Source organism: Corynebacterium uterequi (assembly GCF_001021065.1).
Taxonomy (GTDB): Bacteria; Actinomycetota; Actinomycetes; order Mycobacteriales; family Mycobacteriaceae; genus Corynebacterium; species Corynebacterium uterequi.
In genome coordinates this window covers 1979357-2005011 of sequence record NZ_CP011546.1, presented here as the reverse complement: position 1 = coordinate 2005011, position 25655 = coordinate 1979357, and the positions used below count along the sequence as shown (strand labels likewise).

The 25655-nt window shown below is 65.9% G+C and carries 26 protein-coding genes; 15 read left to right on the top strand and 11 right to left on the bottom strand.

Features of this window, described 5'->3' with window-relative positions:
* The first annotated feature begins 67 nt into the window (after positions 1 to 67).
* On the top strand, positions 68 to 2776 hold the full coding sequence (locus tag CUTER_RS09300; protein WP_047260185.1) for an ATP-dependent Clp protease ATP-binding subunit: 2709 nt from the start codon (positions 68 to 70) through the stop codon (positions 2774 to 2776).
* A gap of 111 nt (positions 2777 to 2887) precedes the next feature.
* Here the strand turns inward: CUTER_RS09300 and CUTER_RS09295 are convergent, their stop codons facing one another.
* Together CUTER_RS09295 and CUTER_RS09290 are read right to left on the bottom strand one after the other, a co-directional pair.
* The gene (locus tag CUTER_RS09295; RefSeq protein WP_047260184.1) at positions 2888 to 4297 is read right to left on the bottom strand and encodes a lipase family protein; all 1410 of its coding nucleotides are present in this window, start codon (positions 4295 to 4297) and stop codon (positions 2888 to 2890) included.
* A gap of 50 nt (positions 4298 to 4347) precedes the next feature.
* A complete protein-coding gene (locus CUTER_RS09290; protein ID WP_047260183.1) occupies positions 4348 to 5691 on the bottom strand; it encodes a lipase family protein in 1344 nt (447 codons plus the stop codon).
* 125 nt (positions 5692 to 5816) lie between these two features.
* Here CUTER_RS09290 and CUTER_RS11420 point away from each other — a divergent pair, with 125 nt between their 5' ends.
* A complete protein-coding gene (locus CUTER_RS11420; protein ID WP_082121348.1) occupies positions 5817 to 5990 on the top strand; it encodes a DUF4236 domain-containing protein in 174 nt (57 codons plus the stop codon).
* 24 nt (positions 5991 to 6014) lie between these two features.
* Here the strand turns inward: CUTER_RS11420 and CUTER_RS09285 are convergent, their stop codons facing one another.
* The gene (locus tag CUTER_RS09285) at positions 6015 to 6893 is read right to left on the bottom strand and encodes an HhH-GPD family protein (protein ID WP_047260182.1); all 879 of its coding nucleotides are present in this window, start codon (positions 6891 to 6893) and stop codon (positions 6015 to 6017) included.
* A 28-nt stretch (positions 6894 to 6921) separates the two neighbouring features.
* Here CUTER_RS09285 and CUTER_RS09280 point away from each other — a divergent pair, with 28 nt between their 5' ends.
* Positions 6922 to 7557 (top strand): carbonic anhydrase, encoded by a 636-nt coding sequence (locus CUTER_RS09280; RefSeq protein WP_047260181.1) that lies wholly within the window; start codon positions 6922 to 6924, stop codon positions 7555 to 7557.
* 45 nt (positions 7558 to 7602) lie between these two features.
* Positions 7603 to 8304 (top strand): hypothetical protein, encoded by a 702-nt coding sequence (locus CUTER_RS09275; protein ID WP_047260180.1) that lies wholly within the window; start codon positions 7603 to 7605, stop codon positions 8302 to 8304.
* Here CUTER_RS09275 and radA read toward each other — a convergent pair.
* The gene (radA, locus tag CUTER_RS09270; RefSeq protein WP_047260179.1) at positions 8301 to 9686 is read right to left on the bottom strand and encodes a DNA repair protein RadA; all 1386 of its coding nucleotides are present in this window, start codon (positions 9684 to 9686) and stop codon (positions 8301 to 8303) included. The two genes, CUTER_RS09275 and radA, sit on opposite strands and share 4 nt — an antisense overlap.
* Positions 9687 to 9749: 63 nt before the next feature.
* Positions 9750 to 10346 (bottom strand): hypothetical protein, encoded by a 597-nt coding sequence (locus CUTER_RS09265; RefSeq protein WP_047260747.1) that lies wholly within the window; start codon positions 10344 to 10346, stop codon positions 9750 to 9752.
* Positions 10347 to 10554: 208 nt separating this feature from the next.
* On the opposite strand from CUTER_RS09265, the gene CUTER_RS09260 reads away from it, so the two are divergent.
* From CUTER_RS09260 to CUTER_RS12080, 7 genes are all read left to right on the top strand, one after another.
* On the top strand, positions 10555 to 11139 hold the full coding sequence (locus tag CUTER_RS09260; protein WP_047260178.1) for a CarD family transcriptional regulator: 585 nt from the start codon (positions 10555 to 10557) through the stop codon (positions 11137 to 11139).
* A 5-nt stretch (positions 11140 to 11144) separates the two neighbouring features.
* Positions 11145 to 11855 (top strand): 2-C-methyl-D-erythritol 4-phosphate cytidylyltransferase, encoded by a 711-nt coding sequence (gene ispD, locus CUTER_RS09255; RefSeq protein WP_047260177.1) that lies wholly within the window; start codon positions 11145 to 11147, stop codon positions 11853 to 11855.
* Positions 11852 to 12319 carry a 2-C-methyl-D-erythritol 2,4-cyclodiphosphate synthase gene (gene ispF / locus CUTER_RS09250; protein ID WP_047260176.1) on the top strand — a complete coding sequence of 156 codons (468 nt, stop codon included), beginning with the start codon at positions 11852 to 11854 and terminating at the stop codon, positions 12317 to 12319. The genes ispD and ispF overlap by 4 nt, the downstream gene beginning before the upstream one ends.
* A 166-nt stretch (positions 12320 to 12485) precedes the next feature.
* Positions 12486 to 12827, top strand: a complete 342-nt coding sequence (locus CUTER_RS09245) for a hypothetical protein (RefSeq protein WP_047260175.1) — start codon at positions 12486 to 12488, stop codon at positions 12825 to 12827.
* A complete protein-coding gene (locus tag CUTER_RS09240; protein WP_158408129.1) occupies positions 12749 to 14521 on the top strand; it encodes a hypothetical protein in 1773 nt (590 codons plus the stop codon). Before CUTER_RS09245 ends, CUTER_RS09240 begins: the two co-directional genes overlap by 79 nt.
* Positions 14521 to 15171 carry an ABC transporter ATP-binding protein gene (locus CUTER_RS09235; RefSeq protein WP_047260173.1) on the top strand — a complete coding sequence of 217 codons (651 nt, stop codon included), beginning with the start codon at positions 14521 to 14523 and terminating at the stop codon, positions 15169 to 15171. Before CUTER_RS09240 ends, CUTER_RS09235 begins: the two co-directional genes overlap by 1 nt.
* Positions 15172 to 15174: 3 nt before the next feature.
* Positions 15175 to 15489 carry a lactococcin 972 family bacteriocin gene (locus CUTER_RS12080; protein ID WP_082121429.1) on the top strand — a complete coding sequence of 105 codons (315 nt, stop codon included), beginning with the start codon at positions 15175 to 15177 and terminating at the stop codon, positions 15487 to 15489.
* A gap of 13 nt (positions 15490 to 15502) precedes the next feature.
* Here the strand turns inward: CUTER_RS12080 and CUTER_RS09230 are convergent, their stop codons facing one another.
* The 3 genes from CUTER_RS09230 to CUTER_RS09220 form a co-directional block, all read right to left on the bottom strand.
* Positions 15503 to 17008 (bottom strand): sodium:solute symporter, encoded by a 1506-nt coding sequence (locus CUTER_RS09230; RefSeq protein WP_047260172.1) that lies wholly within the window; start codon positions 17006 to 17008, stop codon positions 15503 to 15505.
* 136 nt (positions 17009 to 17144) lie between these two features.
* Positions 17145 to 17879 carry a putative N-acetylmannosamine-6-phosphate 2-epimerase gene (locus tag CUTER_RS09225; RefSeq protein WP_047260171.1) on the bottom strand — a complete coding sequence of 245 codons (735 nt, stop codon included), beginning with the start codon at positions 17877 to 17879 and terminating at the stop codon, positions 17145 to 17147.
* A gap of 11 nt (positions 17880 to 17890) precedes the next feature.
* Entirely contained in the window at positions 17891 to 18868 is a 978-nt protein-coding gene (locus CUTER_RS09220; protein WP_047260170.1) for an ROK family protein, read from the bottom strand.
* 67 nt (positions 18869 to 18935) lie between these two features.
* Between CUTER_RS09220 and CUTER_RS09215 the strand changes: the two genes are divergently transcribed.
* From CUTER_RS09215 to rlmB, 4 genes are read left to right on the top strand one after another with little or no spacing between them, the layout of a single operon-like run.
* A complete protein-coding gene (locus CUTER_RS09215; protein ID WP_047260169.1) occupies positions 18936 to 20099 on the top strand; it encodes an N-acetylglucosamine-6-phosphate deacetylase in 1164 nt (387 codons plus the stop codon).
* On the top strand, positions 20096 to 20806 hold the full coding sequence (locus tag CUTER_RS09210) for a FadR/GntR family transcriptional regulator (RefSeq protein ID WP_047260168.1): 711 nt from the start codon (positions 20096 to 20098) through the stop codon (positions 20804 to 20806). The genes CUTER_RS09215 and CUTER_RS09210 overlap by 4 nt, the downstream gene beginning before the upstream one ends.
* A gap of 23 nt (positions 20807 to 20829) precedes the next feature.
* Positions 20830 to 22218 (top strand): cysteine--tRNA ligase, encoded by a 1389-nt coding sequence (gene cysS / locus CUTER_RS09205; RefSeq protein WP_047260167.1) that lies wholly within the window; start codon positions 20830 to 20832, stop codon positions 22216 to 22218.
* A 12-nt stretch (positions 22219 to 22230) separates the two neighbouring features.
* Positions 22231 to 23181 (top strand): 23S rRNA (guanosine(2251)-2'-O)-methyltransferase RlmB, encoded by a 951-nt coding sequence (gene rlmB, locus CUTER_RS09200; protein ID WP_047260166.1) that lies wholly within the window; start codon positions 22231 to 22233, stop codon positions 23179 to 23181.
* A 9-nt stretch (positions 23182 to 23190) separates the two neighbouring features.
* Here rlmB and CUTER_RS09195 read toward each other — a convergent pair whose 3' ends face one another.
* The 3 genes from CUTER_RS09195 to CUTER_RS09185 are packed head-to-tail and all read right to left on the bottom strand — an operon-like array spanning position 23191 to position 25653.
* On the bottom strand, positions 23191 to 24033 hold the full coding sequence (locus CUTER_RS09195; protein ID WP_047260165.1) for an alpha/beta hydrolase family esterase: 843 nt from the start codon (positions 24031 to 24033) through the stop codon (positions 23191 to 23193).
* Positions 24034 to 24045: 12 nt separating this feature from the next.
* On the bottom strand, positions 24046 to 24945 hold the full coding sequence (locus CUTER_RS09190; protein WP_047260746.1) for a metal ABC transporter permease: 900 nt from the start codon (positions 24943 to 24945) through the stop codon (positions 24046 to 24048).
* A 6-nt stretch (positions 24946 to 24951) separates the two neighbouring features.
* The gene (locus CUTER_RS09185; RefSeq protein WP_047260164.1) at positions 24952 to 25653 is read right to left on the bottom strand and encodes a metal ABC transporter ATP-binding protein; all 702 of its coding nucleotides are present in this window, start codon (positions 25651 to 25653) and stop codon (positions 24952 to 24954) included.
* Positions 25654 to 25655: the final 2 nt, after the last annotated feature.

The window sequence follows — 25655 nt, the reverse complement described above, 5'->3', positions numbered from 1 at the left end:
CTCCAGGCGTTAGAGTAGGTGGAACGTAGAAAACAAAGCTTGACTGCAATCATCTAGGGAGTACGCCTTGTTCGAGCGGTTTACAGATCGCGCACGTCGCGTCATTGTCCTCGCCCAGGAGGAAGCGCGCATGCTCAACCACAACTACATCGGTACCGAGCACATCCTGCTCGGCCTCATCCACGAGGGTGAGGGCGTGGCAGCTAAGGCCTTGGAGTCCATGGGCATTAACCTTGACGACGTCCGATCCGAGGTGGAGGACATCATCGGGCGCGGCAACCAGCCCCACTCCGGGCACATTCCCTTTACTCCGCGGGCCAAGAAGGTGCTGGAGCTGGCGCTGCGCGAGGGCCTGCAGATGGGGCACAAGTACATCGGCACGGAGTTCCTGCTCCTCGGCCTCATCCGGGAAGGTGAGGGAGTAGCCGCCCAGGTCCTCATTAAGTTGGGCGCCGACCTGCCGCGAGTCCGTCAGCAGGTTATTCAGCTGCTCTCCGGCTACGAGGGCAACGCGGATCAGAACCCCGAGGCCCAGCGCGGCGGCCAGCAGAACAAGGGCATGGCCGGCGCGGGCGTCGACAGCGGTCGCGGTGGCCGCGGCGGCTCCGGTGAGCGCTCCAACTCCCTGGTCTTGGACCAGTTCGGCCGCAACCTTACGCAGGCCGCCCGGGAGGGCAAGCTCGACCCGGTGGTCGGCCGTCATAAGGAAATCGAGCGGATTATGCAGGTGCTGTCTCGCCGCACCAAGAATAACCCGGTGCTCATCGGCGAGCCGGGTGTGGGCAAGACCGCCGTCGTCGAGGGCCTTGCTCTCGACATCGTCAACGGTAAGGTGCCGGAGACGCTCAAAGACAAGCAGCTGTACTCGCTGGACCTCGGCTCCCTGGTGGCGGGCTCGCGTTACCGCGGTGACTTTGAGGAACGGCTGAAAAAGGTGCTCAAGGAGATTAACCAGCGCGGTGACATCATCCTGTTTATCGACGAGATTCATACCCTCGTGGGCGCCGGTGCCGCCGAGGGCGCTATCGACGCCGCCAGCCTGCTCAAGCCCAAGCTGGCCCGTGGTGAGCTACAGACCATCGGCGCGACGACGCTCGATGAGTACCGCAAGCACATCGAGAAGGACGCCGCCCTGGAGCGCCGCTTCCAGCCGGTGCAGGTCGACGAGCCCAGCGTCGAGGACACCATTACCATCCTGAAGGGCCTGCGCGACCGCTACGAGGCACATCACCGGGTCTCCTACACTGACTCGGCCTTGGCGGCTGCCGCGAACCTGTCGTCGCGCTACATCAATGACCGCTTCCTGCCGGACAAGGCCGTGGACCTGCTGGACGAGGCAGGCGCGCGCATGCGCATCAAGCGCATGACGGCGCCGGACTTCATCCGCGAGGTCGACGACCGCATCGCCGAAGTCCGTCGGGAAAAGGAAGCGGCCATCGACGCCCAGGACTTTGAAAAGGCCGCCGGCCTCCGGGACCAGGAGCGCACCCTCAACGAGGAGCGGGCGGAGAAGGAAAAGCAGTGGCGCTCCGGCGAACTGGAGGACATCGCCGAGGTCGACGAGGAGAAGATCGCCGAGGTGTTGGCCCATTGGACGGGCATCCCGGTCTTCAAGCTCACCGAGAAGGAGTCCTCCCGCCTGCTGCACATGGAGGAGGAGCTGCACAAGCGCATCATCGGCCAGGAAGATGCGGTCAAGGCTGTCTCCCGGGCGATCCGGCGCACCCGCGCTGGCCTGAAGGACCCCAAGCGACCCTCGGGTTCGTTCATCTTCGCCGGCCCCTCCGGCGTCGGCAAGACCGAACTGTCCAAGGCCCTGGCGGAGTTCCTCTTCGGCGACGAGGACTCGCTCATCCAGATCGACATGGGCGAGTTCCACGACCGTTTCACCGCCTCGCGTCTCTTCGGCGCCCCTCCCGGATACGTCGGCTACGAGGAAGGCGGCCAGCTCACCGAGAAGGTCCGCCGTAAGCCCTTCTCCGTCGTGCTCTTCGACGAGATCGAGAAGGCCCACAAGGAGATCTACAACACCTTGCTGCAGGTGCTGGAAGAAGGACGCCTCACCGACGGCCAGGGCCGCGTGGTCGACTTCAAGAACACCGTGCTCATCTTCACGTCCAACCTGGGCACCCAGGACATCTCGAAGGCCGTGGGCCTGGGATTCACCGGCTCGTCCGTGGACGATGAGAAGGCGAAGTACCAGCGGATGCAGAACAAGGTCCACGACGAGCTCAAGAAGCACTTCCGGCCCGAGTTCCTCAACCGCATCGATGAGATCGTCGTCTTTGCGCAGCTGACTCGCGAGGAAATCGTTCAGATGGTGGAGCTGCTGGTGGCCCGCACCGCGAAGGCCCTCGCTGAGCAGGACATGGCCATCGAACTGACGGACAAGGCCAAGAACTTGCTGGCCCAGCGTGGTTTCGACCCGGTGCTCGGCGCGCGCCCGCTGCGTCGCACCATCCAGCGCGAGATCGAGGACGTCATGAGCGAGAAGATCCTCTATGGCGAATTCGGCCCCGGCGAAGTGGTCACCGTTGACGTTGACGGTTGGGATGGCGAGTCCAAGGACACGGACAAGGCCACCTTCACCTTCGCCGCCCGGGTCAAGCCGCTGGAGCCTGGCACCTTCACTGCCGACGACGCGCAGGAACTCGACGCGCAGGTGCGTGAGGTCGATGGCGTCGAGCAGCCTAACCGCGTCGACGCCGCGGAGCCGGCGGACGGCAACGACGAACCCCCGGCTCCGGCTGGCGGCGCCGAGCCGATGCCGAGCTAGCAACCCGTCGAGCTAGCAACCCGTCGAGCTCGCCGGCCGGCTGTTGCGCGGGCGGCTGGTGCGCGGTCGGCTGGTGCGCAGCAAGCTCGCGCACCAGGAGTTAGAGGGGAATTAGAACTGCCCGCAGGTGTTCGTGACGGGCACGCCGTTGAAGCGGTCGCGCAGCCACGTGATGGAGTAGACGGACTGAATGTTCCCGCCGACGAGGTGGTCGGCGCCCATCGGCACCGAGCTGGTCAGCGAAGGAAGCGGCGCTTCCGCCATCTCCACCTCGGAGCCGAGGGAGCACAGCTGGCGGCCGTAGGCGTACACCTGCTCGGCCGGGATGATGTCATCACTGGCGATGGTGGCCAGCAACACCGGGCCGTGGGCCGCGGACTTACCGAGGCTCTCCTGCTCGAAGAAAGCCGCGAGTTCCTTGTCCCGCGCCGCAATCTCGGCCAGGCTCTCCCCGGTGGTCGTCAGCTCTTCGGAGCGGATGAACCCGGAGACGGCCATGGTGTCCAGGGAGCAGTTCTCCGCCTCCCGCGCCAGGTAGGCCTTGCCCAGGTCGTTGAGGTAGGAATCGATCTTTTCCTTGAACCTGGGGAACCGGTCGGAGAATCCGAGGATGGAGTACATGCTGACACCGGACAGCGCGCTGCCGTCCACCACGTCGATCACCTGGAGAAGGTCCGACGGCGGGGCGGCGGCGAAGGTGCCCTTGACGTTGAGCTCGGGTGCGTAGTCGGCCACCATTTCGGCGGCCGCCGCGCTGGCCCCGCCGCCCTGGGAGAAGCCCCAGAACGCGACGGGTGAGTCCGCGGGCTGCCCGGCCATGCTCAGGCCGGCACGGGCGGCGTCGAGCACCGCCCGGCCTTCCTCGGTGTGCATGGCGTAGGTGTGGGCGCCGGGCGTGCCCAGGCCGGCGTAGTCAGTGACCACCACGCGCATGCCGGCGTCGAGCATCGCCAGCTGGAAGGGCATGAGGTAGTTGGGCACGAAGTTGGGGTTGCCCTCGTCGATGGTGAAGATGCCGAGCAGGGCCGGCATCTTAGAGGTGGCGCAGGTATCGCCGGCGCCGAAGGTGCCGGGAGCAATGACGACGGTGGGCGTCGGGCCCTCGCCCTGCCACGGGTTGGCCGGTTCCACGACGAACCCGGAGACGGCCATGGCGCGGCCGTTGACGTCGGTGGAGGTGTAGAGCATCTTCGTCACCGAGTTCGCCAGGTGAGACGAACCGAGGCCTAGATCTGTGCTGATGCTCTGGGTGCGGATGACGGACCCGGGGGCGGTGGGGATGGTCTCCGGGGGAAGGTAGAACGGGTCATTGGGGTCGGAGCTACCCACGGACGTGGTGGTGGGGAGGTGGGCGTAGCTGGACAGTTCCTGACGGATGCCGGCCGTGCTGGAGGTATCGGCCAAGCTAGAGGTGTCGGCGTTGCTGAGGGTGGTGGCCTGTGCGGACAGCGGCATCAGGCCGGCACCGCTGAGCGTTGCGGCTGCGCACAGAGCTGCCAGCCGACGATGTGAAAAAGACATAAGGAATAAAATAGAACTACGTGATACGTCCGCGCATCTTGAGTCCCCTTTTACCAGCTCCCGCAATTGGGGGTAGCCGGGGTGTCGTTGAAAGCGTCGGCGAGGTAAGCGAGCCCGTAGGGAAGGTCGCTGAACATTCCCATGGCGTGATTGGCTGCCAACGGGACGTCGTCGGTCAGTGGCGGCGTGCTGTGGTCGAGGAAAGTAACGCTGGCTCCCAACGCGCACTGGTCGGCCGCGAATTGCTCAACTTGGGCCGACGGGATGATGTCGTCGTTGGCTTCCGTGGTGATGAGGATGGGGCCGGTCACCGGAGTGTTCCCGAGGTGTTGTGAGTCGAAGAATTCGCGCAGCGCGGGGTGTGTGCGGGCGATGTCGGCGAGGGTCCGGCCGTCGGTGGTGAGGGTGGTGGTGGACAGGCCCGCGTAGGAGGCGATGGAGTCGAGGACGCAGTCGTCGGCGCTGTCGGCGACGAAGGCTTTACCGGTGTCGTTGAGGATGAGATCCATCTCGGCGGCGAGCTCCGGGTCGCGGTCGCTGATGCCGGCGATGGCGTAACCGAGGACCCCGACGATGGAGGAGCCATCGACGGCCTCCATGACGTCAATGAGGTCCGCCGGCGGGGCGCCGGCGTATGTCGCGGCGACGGTGAGTTCGGGAGCGTAGGACGCGGCCAGCTCGGCAGCTGCGGCGGCCGCTCCGCCGCCCTGCGAGTAGCCCCAGAAGGCGACGGGCGAATCGGCTGGTTGCCCGGCGAGGTGAAGGCCGGCGCGGGCGGCGTCGAGCACCGCCCGGCCTTCCTCCGTGTGAAGGACGTAGGTGTGGGGCCCGGGGGTGCCCAGACCGATATAGTCCGTGGACACCACGCGCATGCCGGCCGCCAGCGCCTGGTACTGGCTTAAGAGCTCGTAGTTGATATTGACGTTGTCTGTGTGGGAATGAGTGGCGGCGACGAAACCGAGGGCGCGCGACGGCGCGCAGGCGTCCCCGGCGCCCCGAGTGCCGGGAGCGAAGACGACGGTGGGGGTGGGGCCGCTACCGAGCCACGGGACGAGGGGCTCAATGACGTACCCGGAGACCGCGACCGGCCGCCCGTTGACATCCAAGGAAGAGTAGAGCATTCGGTGTGCGTTTCCGGGAAGGGCGTCGACGCCTACGTTCAATGGGTGTGCAGCACTCTCGGAACGGATCAGCGTTCCGGGCTGGGAGGGGATGACTGCCGGTGGGATGTAAAAGGGATCGTGGGGATCGTAGGAGTCGGACAGTCCCGTCGTCGTCTCGTGAACGAAGGAGGAGAGATCCGCGGCCACCACCGACGCAGGGGAAACCAGGGAGGGCAGCAGGAAGGACAGTGTCGCCGCCGCACCACACTGCATAAATTGTTTCTTTTGCATGTGGAAATATTCTACTGTGTCGAAGTGCTCCGCACTCCACAAGGCGCATGCGGCGTGGAGTCGGTGCGTGCGCAAGGCGATAAGATAAGCGGGAAACTATCGACTCGAACCCCAAGGGGGACGCCATGGGACTGTATTTCCGCAAGCGCCAGAAGCTCGGCAAGGATAGCTGGCTCAACCTCTCCGGCTCGGGGGTGTCCGCCTCGAAGAAGATCGGCCCCATCACCATTAACTCCCGCGGCGGGCTGTGGGTGAACCTCCCCGGAGGGCTCAACTTCCGGGGACGCTGGCGCAAGTAAGCACCCCACGCGGCCGCGACGACGTTAACGCGGCAGCCGGAACCGGCCCGCGTCGTCTTGCTCAGCCAGCCCGTCCTGCACCAAGGAATAGAGGGCGCGGCTGCGTTGAGCGGCGTCCGGCCACACGACGTCAATCGCCGCCTTGTCGACTCCGTCGCCCGCCTCGCGCAGCACCGCCATAATCAATCCCCGCACCTGACGGTCCGTGCCGGCGAATTTCTGCACACGCTTCTTCGCCGCCGCGCGCTCGTCAGCACTCGGCTCAGGGCACCCGGCGGCGATCCATGAACAGCTGCCGCGCAGGGGGCAGCTGTAGCACGTCGGGGATGACGCGGTGCACACCATGGCGCCGAGCTCCATGAGCGCGGCAGATACGCGCGGGCCGCGAGCGTCGGCGGGAAGCAGCTCAGCGACGTCGCCGAAGTCCCGCTTCCGCGCCGGGGGCTGCAGGAACGTTCCGCGCGCCCACCGGTGGTATACCCGGCGCACGTTGGTGTCTACCACCGGCACGTTCAATTCAAAGTGAAACGCCGCGACCGCCCGGGCGGTGTAGTCTCCCACCCCGGGAAGGGCTAGGAGGGCGTCGACGTTGCCCGGTACCTCCCCGTCGTGCTCCGCGACCAGGACCCGGGCGCAGTCCAGCAGTCGCAAGGCCCGTCGGGGGTAGCCCAAGCGCCCCCAGGCGCGCAGGACCTCGTCGGCGCCGGCCGCGGCGAAGGCCGCCGGGGTGGGCCAGCGTGCGATCCACTCCTGCCAGATGGGTGCCACCCGGGCCACCGGGGTCTGTTGACTCATGACCTCGCTGAGCAGCACGCCCCACGCCGTGGTGTCCGGCCGACGCCAGGGAAGGTCACGTTCGGCGGCGTCGAACCAGCTCAGCAGCTCATCTACGGGGAGAACCATAAGGCAAACCAGTCTAAACTGAGCAACTATGAGCGCCGAAACCCACGACCCCTCACCAGCCGAAGCGTGGCGAATACTGCACGACGGAAACGTCCGATTCGCCGCAGAGGACCTTCACCATCCCAACCTTGACTGGGTACGCAGGCACACCCTGCGCTCCGGGCAGAACCCCATCGCGGTGGTTCTGGCCTGCTCAGACTCGCGAGTACCCGTAGAGATCATCTTCGATGCGGGCCTCGGTGATGTCTTCACCGTGCGTACCGCCGGCGAGATCCTCGGCGAGGAGGTGATGGGGTCGGTGTCCTACGCGGTCAACTCCCTCCACGTGCCGCTGGTCATCGTCTTGGGCCATGAGGGCTGCGGCGCGGTCAGCGCGGCGAGCAAGGCCATCGAGGGGGAGGGGCACATCCCCGGCGATCACCGCCGCATCCTCGTGGAGAAGGTGGCCCCGTCTATCCTCAAGGCCCGCGGCGAAGGCCACAGCGAGCCGACGGACTTCGAGCGCTACCACGCCGTCGAGGTGGCCAAGCAGCTCATCGAGCGGATGCCGAAGCTGCGGGCCAAGGTCGAACACGGGGAAGTAGGGATCCTCGCCGGCCGATACCGCCTCAGCGACGGCCTGGTCGAAACCGTCCACTCCTGGGGGATGTCGGACACGCCCTAGGTGAATGTCATCGGGCCAGCCAGCGACACGTTTTAAGCTAAAGGCGTGACGAACTCAGATCCGCGGCCGGGCGGGCGTTTGCCCGAGAAGTACTACCAGCGACGGCGCATCGCCGCACTCATCGGCGTGCTGTTGGTCGTCGCACTGCTGGTGTGGGGACTGAGCGCACTGGCCCGCCGCGGTAACCCGGAAGTGGACCCGCAGGCCGCGTCCACGGGCACCACCACGCCCGCCGGGCCACCTTCGTCCACGGACCCCGCCCCGTCCGACGCCCCGTACGGCGAGGAGAAGAAGGACCAAAAGGACGCGGATAGTGCGGAGCCTTCGGAGCAAAAGCAGCCCACGAAGCTCGACCGGGCCTGCGAGTTGAAGGACCTGCGTATTACCGCGGCCAGCGATCAGCCCACCTACCCCGCGGGAGTGCAGCCCGTGCTGTACATGACGGTAGAGAATCCAACGGACCGGGACTGCGCCATCGACCTCGATAAAGACGCGCTCCGCTTCGAGGTCTACAGCCTGGCCACCAACGCCCGCGTGTGGTCGGACGTCGACTGCTCCGATCCGGTGGAGACCGGCGAGCAAACCTTCCCCGCCGGAGGCACGCGCACCTTCCAGGCGGTGTGGTCGCGCACCGGATCGGCGCCGGGGAAGTGCACCGCCCGGCCCGAGGTGGAGCCGGGCGGCTACTTCCTGCACGCCGTGATTGGCGATAACCCGTCGCCGGGCTACACCTTCAACCTTCGCTAGCGAGAGACGATCGCGATGGCCTCGGCCAGGGTGGCCGCCGGGTGGACCGTCATCCCAGGAACACTCGGGTTGAGCCCCGCCGGGACTATGGCCTGTTCATAACCCAACCGGGCGGCCTCAGACAGGCGTCGCTCCAGGCTGGGCACCCGCCGCAATTCCCCGGCTAGGCCCACCTCGCCAATGACCACCGTCTTCGCCGGTAGCGGTTTTTCATGCAGGCTGGAGAAGGTAGCCAGGGCGACGGCCAGGTCCGTTGCCGTCTCTAGCACGCGCATCCCCCCGACGGTGGCGACGTAGGCGTCCTTATCATTGGTGCGTTGCCCGGCCCGTGCCTGCAAAACGGCGAGCACCATGGGCACCCGCTGGGCGTCGAGCCCGGTGACCACGCGCCGGGGATTCTTGGCCACCGGGTCGACAGTGAGCGCCTGGACCTCCGCCAGGATGGGGCGCACCCCGTCCATGGCGACGGTGACGGCGGAGCCGTCGGGGGTGGTGCCTCGGTGGGAGAGGAAGAGCCCGGACGGGTCCGCCACCTCCTTGATGCCGTGGGCGGTTTGCTCGAAGCAGCCCACCTCGTCGGTGGCGCCGAATCTGTTCTTGATGCCGCGCAGCATCCGCAGGCTCGATTGCTTGTCGCCTTCGAAATTGAGGACCACATCCACCAGGTGTTCCAGGACCCTGGGGCCGGCCACGGTGCCGTCTTTTGTGACATGCCCGACCAGGAGGACCGGAATGCCCGTGCGTTTGGCGAGGGTGGTGAGCGCAGCGGTCGTCGCCCGAGATTGGGACACGCCGCCGGGAACTCCCTCCACCCCGGAGGCGCGCATGGTCTGCACCGAGTCCACGATGACTAGAGAGGGTTTGAGCTGTTCGACGTGCCCGAAGACGACGTCGAGGTCCGATTCGGCTGCCAGGTAGAGCGTGTCGTGGAGCGCGCCGGTGCGCTCGGCGCGCCCTCGCACCTGCCCGGCGGACTCCTCCGCGGTGACGTACAAGGCGGTGCGCGGGCGGGCGTCGGCGCCGGGTTGCTCCGCCCAGCGAGAGGCCACCTCCAGCAGGAGGGTGGACTTGCCGACGCCCGGTTCGCCGGCCATGAGGACCACCGAGCCGGGGATCACACCGCCGCCGAGGACGCGATCCAGCTCCCCGATGCCGGAAGGAATGGCCTTCGACGTGGCGGCGCTGATGGCGGTGATGGGGCGGGCGGGGGAGGAGGGGGTCAACCCCAGCGGGCGACCGGACGGCGTGGTGGCCGCCGCCGGGCTGGGCCCGGATTCCGTCAGGGTCCCCCAGCTGCCGCACTCGGGGCAGCGCCCCAGCCACTTCGGGGAGGAATAGCCACACTCGGAACAGGTGTGGACGCTGCGCGCTTTCTTAGCCATAGGCCTGCCATCCTAGGCGTCATCCAGCGCGGCGGTGGATTAGCCGACGCGGCGGGGTAACCCCTAGTGAGCGTGGCCGGCGTGCTCGGAGTGGCCGTAGTCGCGCTCGAAGGTGCCGGCCTCCGGGGTCGGGGCGGACACGGTGGTCACCAGCTCGATGGGCTCGTGCTTGTCGAAAGTGAAGGTGACCGGGACGTCGCTGGCGTAGGCCCAGCCCTGGTTGTCCACCTCGGTGGCGGTGTAATTGATGCAGGCGGAGGTCTCGTCGGCCTGCTTGATGAGATCCAGGTGGCGGGCAGTGTCACCGAGCAGGGTGCAACCCTCTTCGATGGCGACGTTGTCCGCCAGGTCAACCTTCACGCCGTCGACCGTGATGGATTCGATCGTGTGGGCAGTGCCAGTGGTGTCCTGGTTGGTGGCGACGAACTTCAGGGAAGCCTCGTTGGTTTCCTCGTCAACGAAAACGGTGACGTCATACACGCTGACGCCTTCGACGCGGTCACCGGCGGTCATGCCGTCCACCGGGGCGACCTGGTTGGCGGTCTGGGAAATCTGGCCAGCGGAGCAGGAGGCCAGCGCCAGGGCGGTCAGGGCGGCAGCCGAGGCGAGGCTCGCGCAGCGGGCTGCAGACTTCAGGGACTTCACGTTTTGGTCCTCCAACGCTGTCATGAATCTCAAGTGATTTTCACCTTGTAACCCTAGCGTTTTCGCACACTGTCAACACAGTTTCCGCTTCTCAAGCGACTGCTGGTGGGGGTGAGTGGGGGACAACTTTCGGCGGATAATCCGTTGTCACAGCTCTGCAAAACCGTCGGGAGTTGAAAATGGTAGAATCGAAGACCCTAAGTCTGTCCTTAAAGGAGTGGGTATGGAGTTCAAGGTCGACGAAGTTGTGGTGTACCCGCATCACGGCGCGGCACGGATCACCGACATCGAGCAACGCGAGATGGGTGGCGAGACGCTGGACTTCCTCGTCCTGAAGATCCTCCACTCGGACCTGCAGGTCCGAGTGCCGGTGAAGAACGCTGAGCTCGTCGGCGTGCGTGACGTCGTCGGTGTCGAAGGCCTGCAGCGGGTCTTCTCTGCGCTGCGCGAGACCGACGTGGAGGAGGCCGGTAACTGGTCCCGCCGCTACAAAGCTAACCAGGAGCGGTTGGCCTCTGGCGACATCAATAAGGTGGCCGAGGTCGTGCGTGACCTGTGGCGCCGCGACCAAAACAAGGGACTGTCCGCCGGTGAAAAGCGGATGCTCGGCAAGGCCCGTAGCATCCTCGTCGGCGAGCTGGCGCTGGCGCAGCCGGTTGACGAGGACAAGGTTAAGGAGATGTTCACCCGCATCGATCAGACGATCGAGCGGCATCGCGCTGCCGGCCTCGTGGCCCCGGTATCGAAGGAGATCGCCGAGGGTGAGGATGTGGACCTCGACGACCTGAGCTTCGACGACGAGGACTAGCCGCCATGGCCGCCGACCGCCCGGTGATCGCGTTAGTTGCCGCCGCTGGCCAGGGCCGGCGCCTCGGCGCCCCGCTTCCCAAAGCCTTCGTTGAACTCGATGGCCTCACGTTGGTGCAGCGCAGTGTTCGGGCGCTGCTCGCCTCCGAGGTCGTCGACGAGATCATCGTCTTAGTACACCCCGATATGGAGGCGACGGCTCAGGAGCTCTTTGCCGACGCGCCGGTGCGCATCGTCCACGGCAGACACGAGCGAGCCGATTCGGTCCTGGCCGGCCTGGAGAGCATCGCCGCGGCCGATGCCATAGTCCTGGTGCACGACGCCGCCCGCGCCCTCGTGCCTCCCGAGGTGGTGCGAAGGGTGGTGGCAGAGGTGGCCGGCGGCGCCCCGGCGGCGATCCCCGTCGTCGCGGTCGCGGACACCATCAAGGCCGTCGAGGCCGGGGCCGTGAACGCCACTCCCGATCGTTCCGGCCTGCGCGCTGCGCAGACGCCGCAGGGCTTCGACCTCGCCCGGCTGAGGGCAGCGAACGAGGCGTACTTCGCGGACGCGGACCCAGGATTCGTGGCCACGGACGACGCGTCGCTTATGGAGTGGTTCGGCGAGCGAGTCTCGTGCGTCGACGGGGACGTGCTGGCGTTTAAGATCACCACCCCGCTCGATCTCACGCTCGCTCAAGCAGTGCTGGCGGACTCACGAACGGAGAAGCAGTCATGATGCCGCGTATCGGAAGTGGCTTCGACGCCCACCAGATCCAGGCCGGAAAGCCCTGCTGGATTGCCGGATTGCTCTTTCCCGGAGTCGACGGCTGCGAAGGCCATTCCGACGGCGACGTGGTCAGCCACGCCATCGTCGACGCGCTGCTCGCTGCCGCGAATCTCGGAGACCTGGGCTCCTTCGTCGGCGTGGGGCGCCCGGAATACGACGGGGTCTCTGGTGAGCGACTCCTGCGGGAGTGCCGGGAGCTGCTCGAATCCCACGGTTTCACCTTGGGTAATGTCACCGCTCAGCTGATAGGCCAGAGTCCCAAGATGGGGCCTCGGCGGGAGGAAGCGCAACGGGTCCTCTCTGAGGTGTTGGGCTGCTCGGTCTCGATCAGTGCGACCACAACGGATCACCTCGGCTTTACCGGACGCAAGGAAGGCCGGGCGGCGATCGCCAGCGCCCTTGTGTTTGGTTAGCACTCGCTCACAAAATAGTTTGCGAGTGAAGTTTTTCACAAGCTCCTTGTGCAGTGCCAGCGACCCACTTAGGGTTCTAAGCGGCAACAACGCCACGATCGGGAGGAAAAATGGAAAAACTGTCGATGGCGCTTACTACCGGTTCTGCTAGTAGGGCTTGAGGCTCATGGCTTTCAAAGCCGGTAACGGCCACGGTGCGCTCATGATGCGCACCGTGGCCGTGTTTATGGTGGTCTTCAGTGCCATCCTGGCACTGTGGGCGAGCGTGCTCTTTGAGCAGGTGATGATGCCAGGCGTTTCGGCGGCAATTCGCGTCACGACTCTCTCCGAGACGGCACCCGCCGAGCAGGTGCTAACAGACCTCTCGCAAGCCGTAGAGCGTGAGGGCGGCGCGGTGATGGCGGAAATCCCCAACCCGAAGGGCGCACGGTGTACTACGCCGGTGACCAGCTCGAACGCTGGCAAGAACGCGGTTACCAGGGCCTTCCTGGAAGTCCGGAAACGGTAATCAAGGGCTTGCGTGATCTTCCTCATGGAGATTATCGGCAGATCCTGGAAGTCCAGGGTGGTGCGCGAGTGAAGGAGGCGATCCACGAGGTCCTACGAAAGCACGGCGTTTTCTTTGAGGAGATGAACGATGAGCGCCTCATCTTCCTCTTTGCGGGAACGGCTTTCGGTGACGTGGTGCTGTTGTGTTTCATTCTCTACTTCGTCATGTCTTTCCTGGCGGTTTTACTTAGTGTGCGATCTGACGCCGTTCGTCGCCTGCACGGTTACCGTCTTCACGAGGCGGTAATCCACCATGTGGCGTCGATGGCATCGTGGTGGCTCGCTATCGCCATCGCGGTGGTAGCGCTGCTTACCGTCGGAGCCGCCGTTCGCTACTCACTGCCTTCGGCTTGGCAATGGGCGACAACACAGGTGCTCCTCCTTAGTGCTTCATTACTTGTCACGGTGGGTACGGTTGTGATCGCCACAGCACTAATGCGCCAGGTATCGGTCATTAACGGTATTGGTGGAAAGCTCCCGGCGCTCCCGGCGCTTCTCAGTGTCTACGCAATTAAATGCGCTGCGGCTATCTCTCTCGCAACCCTGATGATCGGGCTTTGGGGCTATAGCCAGGAATACTCTCGCCAGGCGTCCGAGGAAGCTCTGTGGAGCGAGATTGATGACGTCTATCTCATTGATTTCAACGGTGCGCCAAGGGTGGAGGATCTCCAGCAAGCGGGAGCAGAACTGGCGCCCCTGCTCCGCGAAGCCTCAGCACGTGGTGACGTCCTACTTGCGCGTTATGTGGACGCCGGGTTAAACCGCAACGCCTCCCTGGGTCGGGACATGATGATCTTTAATGAGCAGGCCGCACGAACGTCGCTGCACGGGGACATAGCGACTGCTTTCGACAGTTATGGTGTGCTTCGCCGTCCGTTGCTTTTGGTGCCGGAATCCCTCAAGGGCCATCCTCACCTTTCGGACAATGTTACTACCTTCATCGATGCAGATGCGTGGTCAACGGCTGTCTATGCGGAAAAGGATTCCACGGCCTTCACCTGGGAAGGTGGCGACAGTGAATGGATGAACCGATCCTCGGTCGCCAATCCGGTGGTTATTGTATTTCCAGATGACAACATTGCGCTCAGTGAGCGTAACCTTTTTGCCCTTGCAACCCAAGGAGACGTCATGATTCGCGGCTGGGAGCAATACGAGGCACTGAGACGTGGTCCCACTCTTGAGAACTTGCTACACGATGCCCAACCGATTGCTGAGGTGTGGGCTTCCAACCACCGCTCGATGAAGACGTCCCTGTGGGTCTACGGCGGCGGCACAGTGTTGTCCCTGCTCCTGGTACTGGCCGGCTCGATAGCAGTATGGCTGGCGGCGTCGAAGGTCTTTCACCAGCGGTTCCGGGCCAGCTTCGTGCTGGGGTTACGCCCCTATCGGGTGTTGGGGATCCTTGCGGCAGCAGAAGCGGTGGTCCTCACATGGTGTTGTTGGTTTCTGTGGCAACGCGGCGCAACTGCCCGGGAATGGTTGGCGGGAGGCGCCCACGAAGGATCGGGCGACCCGGCGATGATCGCCATGATGAGCGTTCCGCCCGCGGCATGGTGGACCACGCTTGGCGTGTTGGTGTTGTTCTCAGCACCGATGATGTATCTGGTGCTCCAGCGGTTCAACCGCACTCAGCTGATTAAGGCGGGCAAGTAATGACAGGTGGAATCAAGCTAGTAGGTGCCGGAAAATTCGTCGGAGAAAAGAAGCGCCGACGCAACCTGTGGCAGGGGGTGGACCTGACCGTCGAGCCCGGGGAAGTAGTCGCTCTGACGGGGCCTTCCGGGTGCGGAAAATCCACCCTTCTTAACTGCGTGGGTTTGCTGGAACGCCTCGACGCCGGCAGGCTCACCCTGCTCGGCGAGGATGTGACGGACCTGCCAGAGGGCAAGCGTCTCAAGCTGCGGCGTAAGCAGATCGGGTACTTGTTCCAAGATTTCGCGCTCATCGATAACGAGAGCGTGTTTAATAACGTCGCCCTAGCGCTACCAAAAGGCACGAAGGGCCGACACGGCAGGGTTCGAGAGGTGCTCGACGCCGTCGGCGTTGGAGAACTCATCACAGACACTGTTGTCCAGCTGTCTGGGGGCGAGCGCCAGCGGGTGGCCATCGCCAGGCTGCTGGCCCGCCAACCCGGGATCGTCCTGGCGGACGAACCGACGGCTTCGCTGGACCGAAACAACTCGGCCGTGGTTTTTGAGCATCTTCATGCCCTCGCGCGCGGCGGATCTGCGGTGCTGGTGGTGAGCCATGACCCGTGGGCCATGAATCAGTGTGACCGGATTGAGGAGTTGATGAATAAATGAAGAATCTCAAAAAACAAATGGCTTGCGGCCGGGGCAGTAGTCTTCCTCCTCGCAGGCGGAGGAATTGTCGCTACTACCTATAATCCGCAGGGCGGATCTTTCTCCGAAGCTCCGGCGGAGGGCGGGCAGTGGGAACACGGTTCCTCAGCAGGAAGGACGTGGTCCCACTTCCTACACGACCAGTCGCATGGCGCGCGGATAAAGGGGCGAGAGGATGTTGACTCTGGCTGCGTTCCGGGCGGTGAATGGGCCCGAGCCCAGGGCCCGTCGCGGATCCTCGTGATCCTCGGCGACGAGCAGGAGTATTACCTCTGCTAGGCGACGTCGGGCTTTAGCCGCGGCGGGTGTAAGTCTCCTTGAGACCCTTCACCGTGAGGGCGCGGATGTCGTGGCGGTTGCTGGGCAGGTTCTTGAAGGGGATGCTCGCGGCCCAGCCCACGGCCCAGGTGGCGATAAACGCCATGATGGAGATAACGAACGGGCCGATCTCCAGCTGCTTGGCGAGGTACGCGGCGATGGCGCCGCCGACGAGGCCGATGAGCACACCCTGCTGGTTCGTGCTCTGGTGGAAGATACCCAGGGCGAAGACGGCTGCCAGTGGGACGCCGAAGAGGCCAGTGAGGGCGAGGAAGAGGTCCCACAGGTCGGACTTGTCGGTGGCGATGAGGTAGACGGCGGCGACCATGGAGAACACGCCAGCGGCGATGATGACGAGGCGGGAGAAGGTCACCGAGGCCTCGCCCTTGCCGAAGCGGTTACGCAGGTCAACGACCACGCACGCGGAGATGGAGTTGAGCGAGGAGGAGATGGTGGACTGAGCGGCGGCGAAGATGGCGCCGATGAGCAGTCCGGCCAGGCCGGCGGGCAGCACGGTGATGATGAAGAAGGGGACGATGGCAGAGGTGTTGACGCCCTCCGGCAGGCCGCCGTTGGCCTCGTAGTAGTTGAACAGCGCGGTGCCCATGCCGTAGAAGAGCGGGATGGTGATGAGGGCGAGCAGGCCGTTGACGTAGAGGGACTTGCGGGTGGCCTCAATGTTCGGGGTGGTCTGGTAGCGCTGCACCACGTCCTGGGAGGCGGTGTACTGGTGCAGGTTGTTCATGCACGAGCCGAGGAAGATGATCGGGATGGTGTTGGCCAGGTTGGAGGCCGAGAAGTTCTCGCCGGAGTAGAACTTGCCCTGCGATGCGGCGTCGGCGAGCGCGGGGCCGAAGCCGCCCGGGGTGAGCGCCATGGCGGCGACCACGATGGTGGCTGCGCCGCCGAGCAGGAGGATGCCCTGGATGACGTCGGACCAGATGACGCCCTCCATGCCGCCGAGGAAGGTGTAGATGATGCACAGCACGCCAACGATGGTGGCGATGATGATCGGGTTGATGTCCGCGACCGAGGTGATGGCGAGCGTCGGCAGGTAGATGACGATGGCGATGCGACCCAGGTGGTAGAGCACGAAGAGCAGCGAGCCGATAATGCGCAGGCTGACGCCGAAGCGCTCCTCAAGGTACTCGTAGGCGGTGGTGACGTCGAGCTTGCGGAAGAAGGGGACGTAGTAGCCGACGAGCAGCGGCACCATGACGAAGATGGCGAGGTTGCCGGCGGAGTAGGCCCAGTCGGTGAGGAAGGCCTTCTCAGGAGTGGACATAAAGGTGATGGCCGACAGCGTGGTGGCATAGATGGAGAAGCCGGCTGCCCAGGCCGGGATGCGACCGCCGGCCTTGAAGTATTCTTCGTTGCTGTCGCCGGCGCGGCGGGCGAAGTAGATGCCCACGCCGAGCATGAGTAGCAGGTACACGCCGAGAACTAGCCAGTTCAGCGCGCCGAATTCGTGGTTCGTCATGACGATTCCCCTCGGATGGATGACTAAGCTTTCTCTGCGATCATACGTCAGACGTCCGATGTTAGCCAGACTTTAGAAGTAGAAATCGAAAAAGGGAGGGGGTAGTGCTACCCCCTCCCTCGCTTGTCCGGGGAGTTTAGTTCAGCGCCGCCGGAGTCGCGGCCGTAAAGGCGCGGGTGATCCACGCCGGGTCGGTGATCGCCGTACCGACGATGACAGCCGACGCACCAGCTTCGAAGCCGGCAGCGACGTGATCGGGGTTGTGGTAGCGACCTTCACCGATGAGCACGGCGTCGGGACCCATGAGCTCGCGAGCCTTGCTCACGCACTCCAGATCGGGGCCCTTCGTGGCCTCGCGGTGCTCGGTGTAGCCGGCCAGCGTAGTGGAGACGATGTCAGCGCCGGCCTCGTAGGCCGCGGCTGCCTCTTCCGGGGTGGCGCAGTCGGCCATGAGCAGAACGCCCTCCTCGTGGGCCGCCGCTACCAGGTCCGCCACCGAGGAGCCATCGTGGTTCTCGCGGAAGGTGCAGTCCGCGCACACCACCGCGGCACCAGCACGGGCGACGGCGCGCACGGAGGCCACCGACGGGGTGATGTACACGCCCTCGGTGCCCTCCTTGGTGAGGCCGAACACGGGGACGTCGACGGCGGTGGCGATGGACTCGATATCCTCCAGTCCGCCGTAGCCGCCGCAGCGCACGGCCGGCGAACCGCCGTCGACGACGGCGCGGGCGATGTGGGTGAGGCTGTGAGTGTCGCGCAGGGCGTGGCCGGTGGGGGCCTGCACGGAGACGATGAGCTTGCCCGAGATGGCGTCGACGATCTCGGCGCGCCGGGCGGCGATGTCGGTGGAAGCGAAGGTGAAGGTCATGGCTGCTACTCCTAGTTCGACGTGGAGGGGATGGTCACTGCCAGGTCGCGCGCCAAAGCGGCGGCGCCGAGCAGCGGGGAATGGGCGAGTTCGGAACTGGGGACGATGGGCATGTCGCGCTGCGGGACCAGGCACGCCTCCCGGATGCCGGCGACGAGCGGCGCGGTGACCAGCTCACCGATGCCGACCACGCCGCCGCCGAGGACCACCCCGGACAGGTCCAGCGCGGAGGACAAAGCGCCAATGCTGCGGCCCAGGCCGCGCAGGTTGCCGTCGATGATTTCGCGGGTCAGGGGATCGTCGATGACCTCCGGCAGCCGCTTGTCGCCGGGGCGCGGGTCGCTCCACTCCAGGCGACCGAGCGAGAGCCACTGCTCGCGCGGGACCTCGTGGAGGCGGTTGTAGTAGCGGGCCAGCGAGTTCCCGCTGGCGATGTTTTCGGCCCGGTCAGCGATGCCACGCAGGTCCGCGCAGACGATCTCGGAGACCTCGCCGGCGGAGCCGGTGGGGCCGTCGAGCAGCACACCGTCGTCGATGATGGCGCCACCGACGCCGGTGCCGAGCGAGATGTAGAGGACCCGGCCCTTGAGGCGCTGGCCGGCGCCGAGGCGGTGCTCGCCGTAGGCCCACACACGCACGTCATTGTGAATGGCGATGGGCAGTGGCTGGGGGAGTTGGTCGGTGATGGTGCCGCGCACGTCGCTGCCGCTCCATCCGGGGATGGTGGGACCGTTGTGAACGATCTCCCCGAGGGGGGCGCGGACGACGCCGGGCAGGCCAGCGCCGACGCGAACCACGGTCAGCCCTGCCTCCTCGGCGTTAGCCAGGCCACGGCGAACGGCGGTGGCGATTTGGTCGAGGATGGCGCCGCCAGCGGGCTGCGACGGCAGGGAGTCAACGGCGATAGCCTCGCGCGGATTGGTGTCGGCCACGAGACCGTAGGCGATTTTCGTGCCCCCGACGTCCAGGGCAAGAGTAACATCGTGCATATAAGACATCATACGTCCTGGAGTGGTTGATTGAGCCGATATCAACCCGTGAGCTAAGGAGCACCCGGTGACCGAGCCGCACAGTACCACCACCCTCGAAGGCCGTATCGTGACCGCCACAGGCGTCATTGAGCATGGCCGGCTAACCCTCAACGGAGAAACCATCGAATCCGTCGAGGCCCTCGATTCCACCCCCGAGCCGGGTGCCCCCACCTTCGTGCCCGGCTTCGTTGACATCCACAACCACGGCGGCTTCGGTGGCGCCTTCCCCACCGGCAGCACCGAGGACTGCCGCAAGGCCGCCGCCTACCACCTCTCCCGCGGAACCACCACCCTGGTGGCCAGCCTCGTCTCAGCCACCGAGGAGGAGATCACCGCCCAGGTTGAGCGTCTGGCACCGCTGGTTGACGATGGCACCATCGACGGCATCCACCTGGAGGGCCCCTTCATCAACCCCTGTCGCTGCGGCGCCCAGGCACCGAGCCGCATCCAGGAAGGCGACCCCGAGATGTTCGCACGCATCCTCGAGGCGGCCGGCGGCCGGGTGAAGTCCATCACCCTCGCCCCGGAGACCGCCCACCTGCCGGAGCTGCTCGAACTGTGTGCGCGCTACCGCGTCATCGCCTCCTACGGCCACTCCGACGCGGATGCGCCCACCACCCACGCCGCCCTGGCCGCCGCCCGCGAATCCGGCGCCGTGGTGACCGCCACCCACCTGTTCAACGCCATGCCGCAGATCCACCACCGTGACCCGGGCATCGCCGCCGCCATGATTAACGCCGCCGCCGACGGCACCGCCGCGGCCGAGCTGGTGGCCGACGGCGTCCACCTGGCCGATGAGACCGTCGACTTCGTCGTCGCCTCCGCCCCCGAGCACTCCTTTGCCGTGACCGACTCCATGGAAGCGGCCGGCTTGCCCGACGGCGCCTACCGTCTCGGGCCGCTGGAGGTCACCGTGGCCGAGGGCGTGGCGCGGCTGACCGAGGGCGGTGCCATCGCCGGCGGTACCTCCACGCTCTACGACCAGTACCTGCGTTTCGCCGCCCGCCACGGGGAGGTGGCGGCCGTTCGTTTCACCGCCACCAACGCCACTGAGGTCTTCGCGAAGGTCTCCGATTCCCTGCTCGGCGGGGACCTCGTGCCCGGAGCCCGGGCTGATATCGTTGCATTACATCCGAACAATCAAATCGCTGCCGTCTACCACCGCGGCAAGGAGGTTTCCCTGACATGACCGCTCCCCGCCGCTCCCAGACCGTCACGGGCGCCGCCGTGGACGCGATCAAAGCGTACATTCGCGACGCTCATCTCCGCCCGGGCGATGCCTTGCCCACTGAGGCGGAGTTGTGCGACAAACTGGGATACTCACGCTCCTCGGTGCGTGAGGCGGTGCGGATCCTCTCGGCCCTGGACATCGTCGTCGTCCGCCATGGGCATGGCACCTACGTGTCCGACATGTCACTGCAGCCGCTCGTCAATGGCCTCGTCTTCCGGACCGTCCTGGCGGCCCGGGAGTCGCTGGCCTTTTTGGGCCACGTCGTCGACGCCCGCGAGGCCCTCGACCTCTCCCTAGCCGCTGAGCTCACGGGCGCCGTCGACGCTGCGACGCTGTCTGAGCTGGAAGATATCGTCGACCAGATGCGGTCTCAGGTCGCTCAAGGACGACCCTTCACGGACGAGGACCAGCGCTTTCACCAGCTGCTGCTCTCTGGGGTCGACAACACTCTCATCAAAGAGCTCAGCCAGGCGTTCTGGCAGGTGCACGCGGAAGTGATGCCGCTGCTGGAGATGGAGGTCGTCGCCGTCGAGAACCGCGATCGCACTGTATCCGCCCACCAGGAGATTATCGACGCGCTGCGCGCTGAGGACCGCACCCGGTTCCGGGCGGCCATCCGGTCTCACTACGCTCCGTTGCGCGACGTCATCAGCCAGTCGTCCTAGGAGAGCACGTAGACTAACTGACTGTGACTCTGCGTATTTTCGACACCGCAACCAGGACCTTAAGAGACTTCGAGCCGCTGCGCCCCGGGCATGCCTCGGTGTACCTGTGCGGTGCCACCCCGCAGGCCCAACCGCACATCGGTCACCTGCGCAGCGGGGTGGCTTTCGACATCCTCCGCCGCTGGCTCACCGCCCAGGGGCTCGACGTCGCCTTCGTGCGCAACGTCACCGACATCGATGACAAGATCCTGCGTAAGGCCGCGGACAATGGCCGGCCGTGGTGGGAGTGGGTCTCCACCTACGAACGGGAGTTCACCAAGGCGTATGACACGCTCGGCGTCCTGCCGCCCAGCGTCGAGCCGCGCGCGACCGGCCACGTCACCCAGATGGTCGACTACATGCGCCGCCTCATCGATGCCGGCTTTGCCTACGCCGCCGAGGGCTCGGTGTACTTCGACGTCGACGCGTGGACGCGCTCAGAAGGCTCCGACTATGGCTCGCTCTCCGGCAATAACGTCGCCGAGATGGAGCAGGGCGAAAGCGACGTGGTCGGCAAGCGCGGTGCGCACGACTTCGCGCTGTGGAAGGCTGCCAAACCCGGCGAACCGCACTGGCCCACCCCGTGGGGCGACGGCCGGCCCGGCTGGCACCTCGAATGCTCCGCCATGGCTACCTGGTACCTGGGGGAGTCCTTCGATATCCACTGCGGCGGCCTTGACCTGCAATTCCCGCACCACGAAAACGAGATCGCGCAGGCGCACGCGGCCGGCGATGGCTTCGCTCGATATTGGATGCACAACCACTGGGTGACCATGGCCGGCGAGAAGATGAGCAAGTCTCTGGGCAACGTCCTCAGCGTGCCGAACATGCTGGAATTGGTGCGACCCGTGGAGTTGCGTTACTACCTGGGGTCGGCGCACTACCGGAGCGTGCTGGAGTACTCTGAGGCCGCCCTCACCGAGGCGGCCGCCGGTTACCGGCGTATCGAGGACTTCGTCCACCGCGCCGGCGGGGAGGCGGTTGCCGTCGGCGACCTTCCCGAGGCCTTCACTGCCGCGATGAACGAGGACCTGGCGGTGCCGCGGGCCCTGGCGGAGATCCACAGGGCGGTGCGCGAAGGCAACTCCGCGTTGGCAGCCAAGGACGTGGACACCGCCCGGGAGCTGGCCGGATCGGTGCGGGCCATGACGTCGGTGTTGGGCATCGACCCGATGTCGTGGCAGGAGGCATCGTCGGGCGGCTCCACCGCGCAGGACGCCCTCGACGCCCTGGTGCGTGCCGAGTTGGACACGAGGGCCGAGGCACGAAAGAATAAAGACTTTGCCACGGCCGACGCCGTGCGCGATCGACTCGCCGCCGCCGGCGTCGAGGTCACCGATACTCCCGACGGCCCCCAGTGGTCCCTCAAGTAAGTAGAAAGCACCATGGCTAAGAACCCCAACCATGACCGCCGCGGCGTTCGCAAGTCCAACAAGAAGGGCGCCACGAAGGGCTCGGGCGGCCAGCGTCGACGCGGCCTGCGCGGCAAAGGCCCCACCCCGAAGGCCGAGGACCGCACGTACCACGCGGCACACCAGCGCAAACTGGAGCGGCAGCGGCGCGAATCCGGCCGGCACGAGCGGGTAGGAAACGAATTCGTCGTCGGGCGTAACCCGGTCATCGAATGCCTGCGGGCCAAGGTCCCGGCGCTGTCGCTCGTCGTCGCCCAGGGCACCGGCCATGACGATCGCCTCAGCGAGGCCGTCGCCATCGCCAAGGCCCGGGGCATCGTCACCCGCGAGGTCCCCCGCCTCGAACTCGACCGCATCAGTGGCAACCAGCTTCACCAGGGCATCGGCCTGGAAATCCCGCCGTATGACTACGCCGACGTCTTCGACCTCATCGGCGAGGCGGCCACCGGCGCCGAGCCGGGCATGTTCGTCATCCTCGACAACATCACCGATCCTCGTAACCTCGGCGCGGTCATCCGCTCGACGGCCGCCTTCGGCGGCAACGGCGTCATCATCCCCGAGCGTCGCTCCGCGTCCGTGACGGCCGTGGCGTGGCGCACCTCCGCCGGCACCGCCGCCCGCCTGCCGGTGGCCCGGGCGAAGAACCTGACGCGCACGCTCAACGAGTTCAAGGATGCCGGCTACCAGATCGTCGGACTCGACGCCGGCGGGGAGCACACCCTCGATACCTACGTCGGCGGCGTCGATCCGGTGGTCATCGTCGTCGGCTCGGAGGGCAAGGGCATCTCCCGGCTCGTGCGCGAGAACTGCGACGTCATCATGAGCGTTCCCATGGCTGACTGGGTGGAGTCCCTCAACGCTTCCGTCGCCGCCGGCGTGGTCCTGTCCGAATTTGCTCGGCAGCGTCGCGCCGCGGCTCGCTAAAGCCCGAAGCTAAAGCCCGAAAAAGTCGCCCGCCACGTCGGCGGCGACGAACTGGTCAGTCTGCCCGCCCAGGCGGGCGTCTTGCTCCTGCGGGGAGGCGACCACGTGCCCCATTCCCGCCACGGACCACAGCACCACCGGCGGGCGGCCGGGCGTCGCCCATTCGTCGACGCCGACCACCCCGTCCGTCCACGCCGAGTGATCAGCGGCGTCGAGCCCGTTCGCCGCGGCGAAGAACTCGGCGGTGTGCAGCGCGGAACGCACCAGGCCTCGCCGACGCCCGGCGAAACCCACCTCGCCGCCGTCGATCGGGGAGATAGGGTCCTGCCGGCCGTGGATGAGCAACAACGGCGTGGGCGCCGGGCGAAGCCCACGCAGCTCGTGCACGAGGTTGTCCTCGGTGGGAAGCGTTGCGCCGAACACCGCGGCACCAGCCAGGAAACCCGGTGCCTCTAGCAGCATCCGGAAGATGAGGTGGCCGCCGTTGGAGAACCCGCAGGCGTAAACGCGCTCCGGGTCACCGTCGTTTTCGGCGATTAGCTGATCGACGACGCGCCGGGCGAAGCCGACATCGTCAATCCGCTGATGCCGCGTGGTCTCATCCAGGTCCCGCCGGGCATCGTTGAAGTGGTGATGAATCCCGTCGAGGTAGACCACCAGCGCCCCTCGGCTGGCTAGGGCGTCGAAGGTATGGCCGGTAAACGCGCGCGCCACGTTCGCCGACTGCTGCGACCCGTGAAAGAACAACACGATGGGCCGGCGCTGCGGTTCCGCCTGCGGCGCGGGCTCGATCAGCAGGTATCTGCGGGGTCGGTCCTGATCGTCGAGGCGGAAGCGGTGCGCGCGGTACATCACGGGGGAAGTCTAGCGCTCGATGACCTCGTGGTGCGGATCGGTACCGGAGCTGCCATAGCGAGACGCCGCCACCTCATCGCGGTTAATGGTGCGGTCGCGCACCCCCGCCACCGTCCGGCACAGCAGGTAAATGACGAAGGAGATGGTGGTGACGAACACGCTGACCGGCAACCCCGGCGCCAAGGAGGCCAGCAGACCTCCGACAGCGGATACTTCCGCGAACAGGATCGACAACAAGGCCGCCGACGTCGGCGATTTCGTCACCAACGTCGCCGCCGCGCCCGGGGTGATGAGCAGAGCCATCACCAACAGAGAGCCGACGATCTGGACGGACTGCGCCGACGCCAAGCCGACCAGGATGGCGAAGACCACCGACAACAACCGGGTGGGTACGCCAGCGGCCTGGGCCATGTCCGGGTCGGCGGACGCGAACAGCAGCGGGCGCCACAACACGACCACGGCGCCGACCACCACGGCGGTGGTGGCCAGCAGCAGCCACGTCGACGCGCTCGACACGCCCACGATCTGGCCGGTGAGCAGGCTCATCGCCGCCGAGGAGTTGCCCGGGTAGAGATAGATGAACAACACCGCCAGGCCAAGCCCGAAGCTCATCACCACCCCGATGGAGGAGTCTTGATGTCCACGGAAACCCAACACCGCCAGCACGATCGCCGCCGCAATGGCGCCGGCCACCGCGCCGAGGCCCAGGTTGAGCCCGAACAGCAGCGCCGCCGCCCCACCCATGAGGGCTAGCTCACTAGTGGCGTGAACGGAGAAGGACATGCGGCGAACCACAATGAGCGGGGTCATCACCCCGGATAGCAGGCCCAACAGCCCGGAGGCGATAAGTGCCTGCTGGACGAAGGGGTAAGCGAGCAAAATCTGGGTATCAGCCCAGTAGGACGCGATATCCACCTACACCACCATGAGCCTTTCTCCGACGCGGACGACCTCGACCGGCGTGTTATAGAGCTCGCTGAGAACCTCTGAGCGCATCACGTCCTCAACGCCGCCAACGATGTGGCCGCGCGGCGCCAGATACACCACCCGGTCGATAACATGCAGCATCGGATTAATGTCGTGGGTCACCACAATCACCGACGTGCCCAGCTCCGCGCGCCGACGTTCGAGGCGCTCGATGGTGTCCCGCTGGCGGGCAACATCCAAGGAGAGTAGAGGCTCGTCGGCGAGCAACAGATCCGGGTTGTTGGCCAGGGCCTGCGCCTGGCGAACCAGCTGCTGCTGGCCGCCGGAGAGCCGCCCGACGGCCATGTCGGCGATGCCCTCGGCACCCACCGCGGCTAACAGCTCGTCGACCTCCCCGCGGCGAGGCCGGCGGCGTCGAAGGACGCCGTGGGCCACGGCGAGGGAAACCAGATCACGGGCGCGCAGCGGAGTCGAACGCTCAAACATGCGCTGCTGGGGGATGAACCCGACGCGCGCATCGACGCTCACCGACCCCCGCGTCAGCTCCCGGGTGCCCAGGATGGTGCCCAGCAGTGTGGACTTACCGACCCCGTTGGGGCCTAGCACCGCGAGGAACTCACCGCGGTCGATGTCTAAGTTGAGGCCGGACCACAGCGGGTCAACGGCCGCATCACGAAAAGAAACCAGCACCG

What these genes read in the sequence shown, in the direction of transcription:
- CUTER_RS09260 (WP_047260178.1), top strand. Translation starts at nt 10,555, where the DNA reads ATGGAGTTCAAGGTCGACGAAGTTGTGGTGTACCCGCATCACGGCGCG.
- CUTER_RS09220 (WP_047260170.1), bottom strand. Translation starts at nt 18,868, where the DNA reads ATGCACGATGTTACTCTTGCCCTGGACGTCGGGGGCACGAAAATCGCC.
- CUTER_RS09210 (WP_047260168.1), top strand. Translation starts at nt 20,096, where the DNA reads ATGACCGCTCCCCGCCGCTCCCAGACCGTCACGGGCGCCGCCGTGGAC.
- radA (WP_047260179.1), bottom strand. Translation starts at nt 9,686, where the DNA reads ATGGCTAAGAAAGCGCGCAGCGTCCACACCTGTTCCGAGTGTGGCTAT.
- ispF (WP_047260176.1), top strand. Translation starts at nt 11,852, where the DNA reads ATGATGCCGCGTATCGGAAGTGGCTTCGACGCCCACCAGATCCAGGCC.
- ispD (WP_047260177.1), top strand. Translation starts at nt 11,145, where the DNA reads ATGGCCGCCGACCGCCCGGTGATCGCGTTAGTTGCCGCCGCTGGCCAG.
- CUTER_RS09235 (WP_047260173.1), top strand. Translation starts at nt 14,521, where the DNA reads ATGACAGGTGGAATCAAGCTAGTAGGTGCCGGAAAATTCGTCGGAGAA.
- CUTER_RS09280 (WP_047260181.1), top strand. Translation starts at nt 6,922, where the DNA reads ATGAGCGCCGAAACCCACGACCCCTCACCAGCCGAAGCGTGGCGAATA.
- CUTER_RS09230 (WP_047260172.1), bottom strand. Translation starts at nt 17,008, where the DNA reads ATGACGAACCACGAATTCGGCGCGCTGAACTGGCTAGTTCTCGGCGTG.
- CUTER_RS09285 (WP_047260182.1), bottom strand. Translation starts at nt 6,893, where the DNA reads ATGGTTCTCCCCGTAGATGAGCTGCTGAGCTGGTTCGACGCCGCCGAA.
- CUTER_RS09295 (WP_047260184.1), bottom strand. Translation starts at nt 4,297, where the DNA reads ATGTCTTTTTCACATCGTCGGCTGGCAGCTCTGTGCGCAGCCGCAACG.
- rlmB (WP_047260166.1), top strand. Translation starts at nt 22,231, where the DNA reads ATGGCTAAGAACCCCAACCATGACCGCCGCGGCGTTCGCAAGTCCAAC.
- CUTER_RS09245 (WP_047260175.1), top strand. Translation starts at nt 12,486, where the DNA reads ATGGCTTTCAAAGCCGGTAACGGCCACGGTGCGCTCATGATGCGCACC.
- CUTER_RS09225 (WP_047260171.1), bottom strand. Translation starts at nt 17,879, where the DNA reads ATGACCTTCACCTTCGCTTCCACCGACATCGCCGCCCGGCGCGCCGAG.
- CUTER_RS11420 (WP_082121348.1), top strand. Translation starts at nt 5,817, where the DNA reads ATGGGACTGTATTTCCGCAAGCGCCAGAAGCTCGGCAAGGATAGCTGG.
- CUTER_RS09290 (WP_047260183.1), bottom strand. Translation starts at nt 5,691, where the DNA reads ATGCAAAAGAAACAATTTATGCAGTGTGGTGCGGCGGCGACACTGTCC.
- CUTER_RS09195 (WP_047260165.1), bottom strand. Translation starts at nt 24,033, where the DNA reads ATGTACCGCGCGCACCGCTTCCGCCTCGACGATCAGGACCGACCCCGC.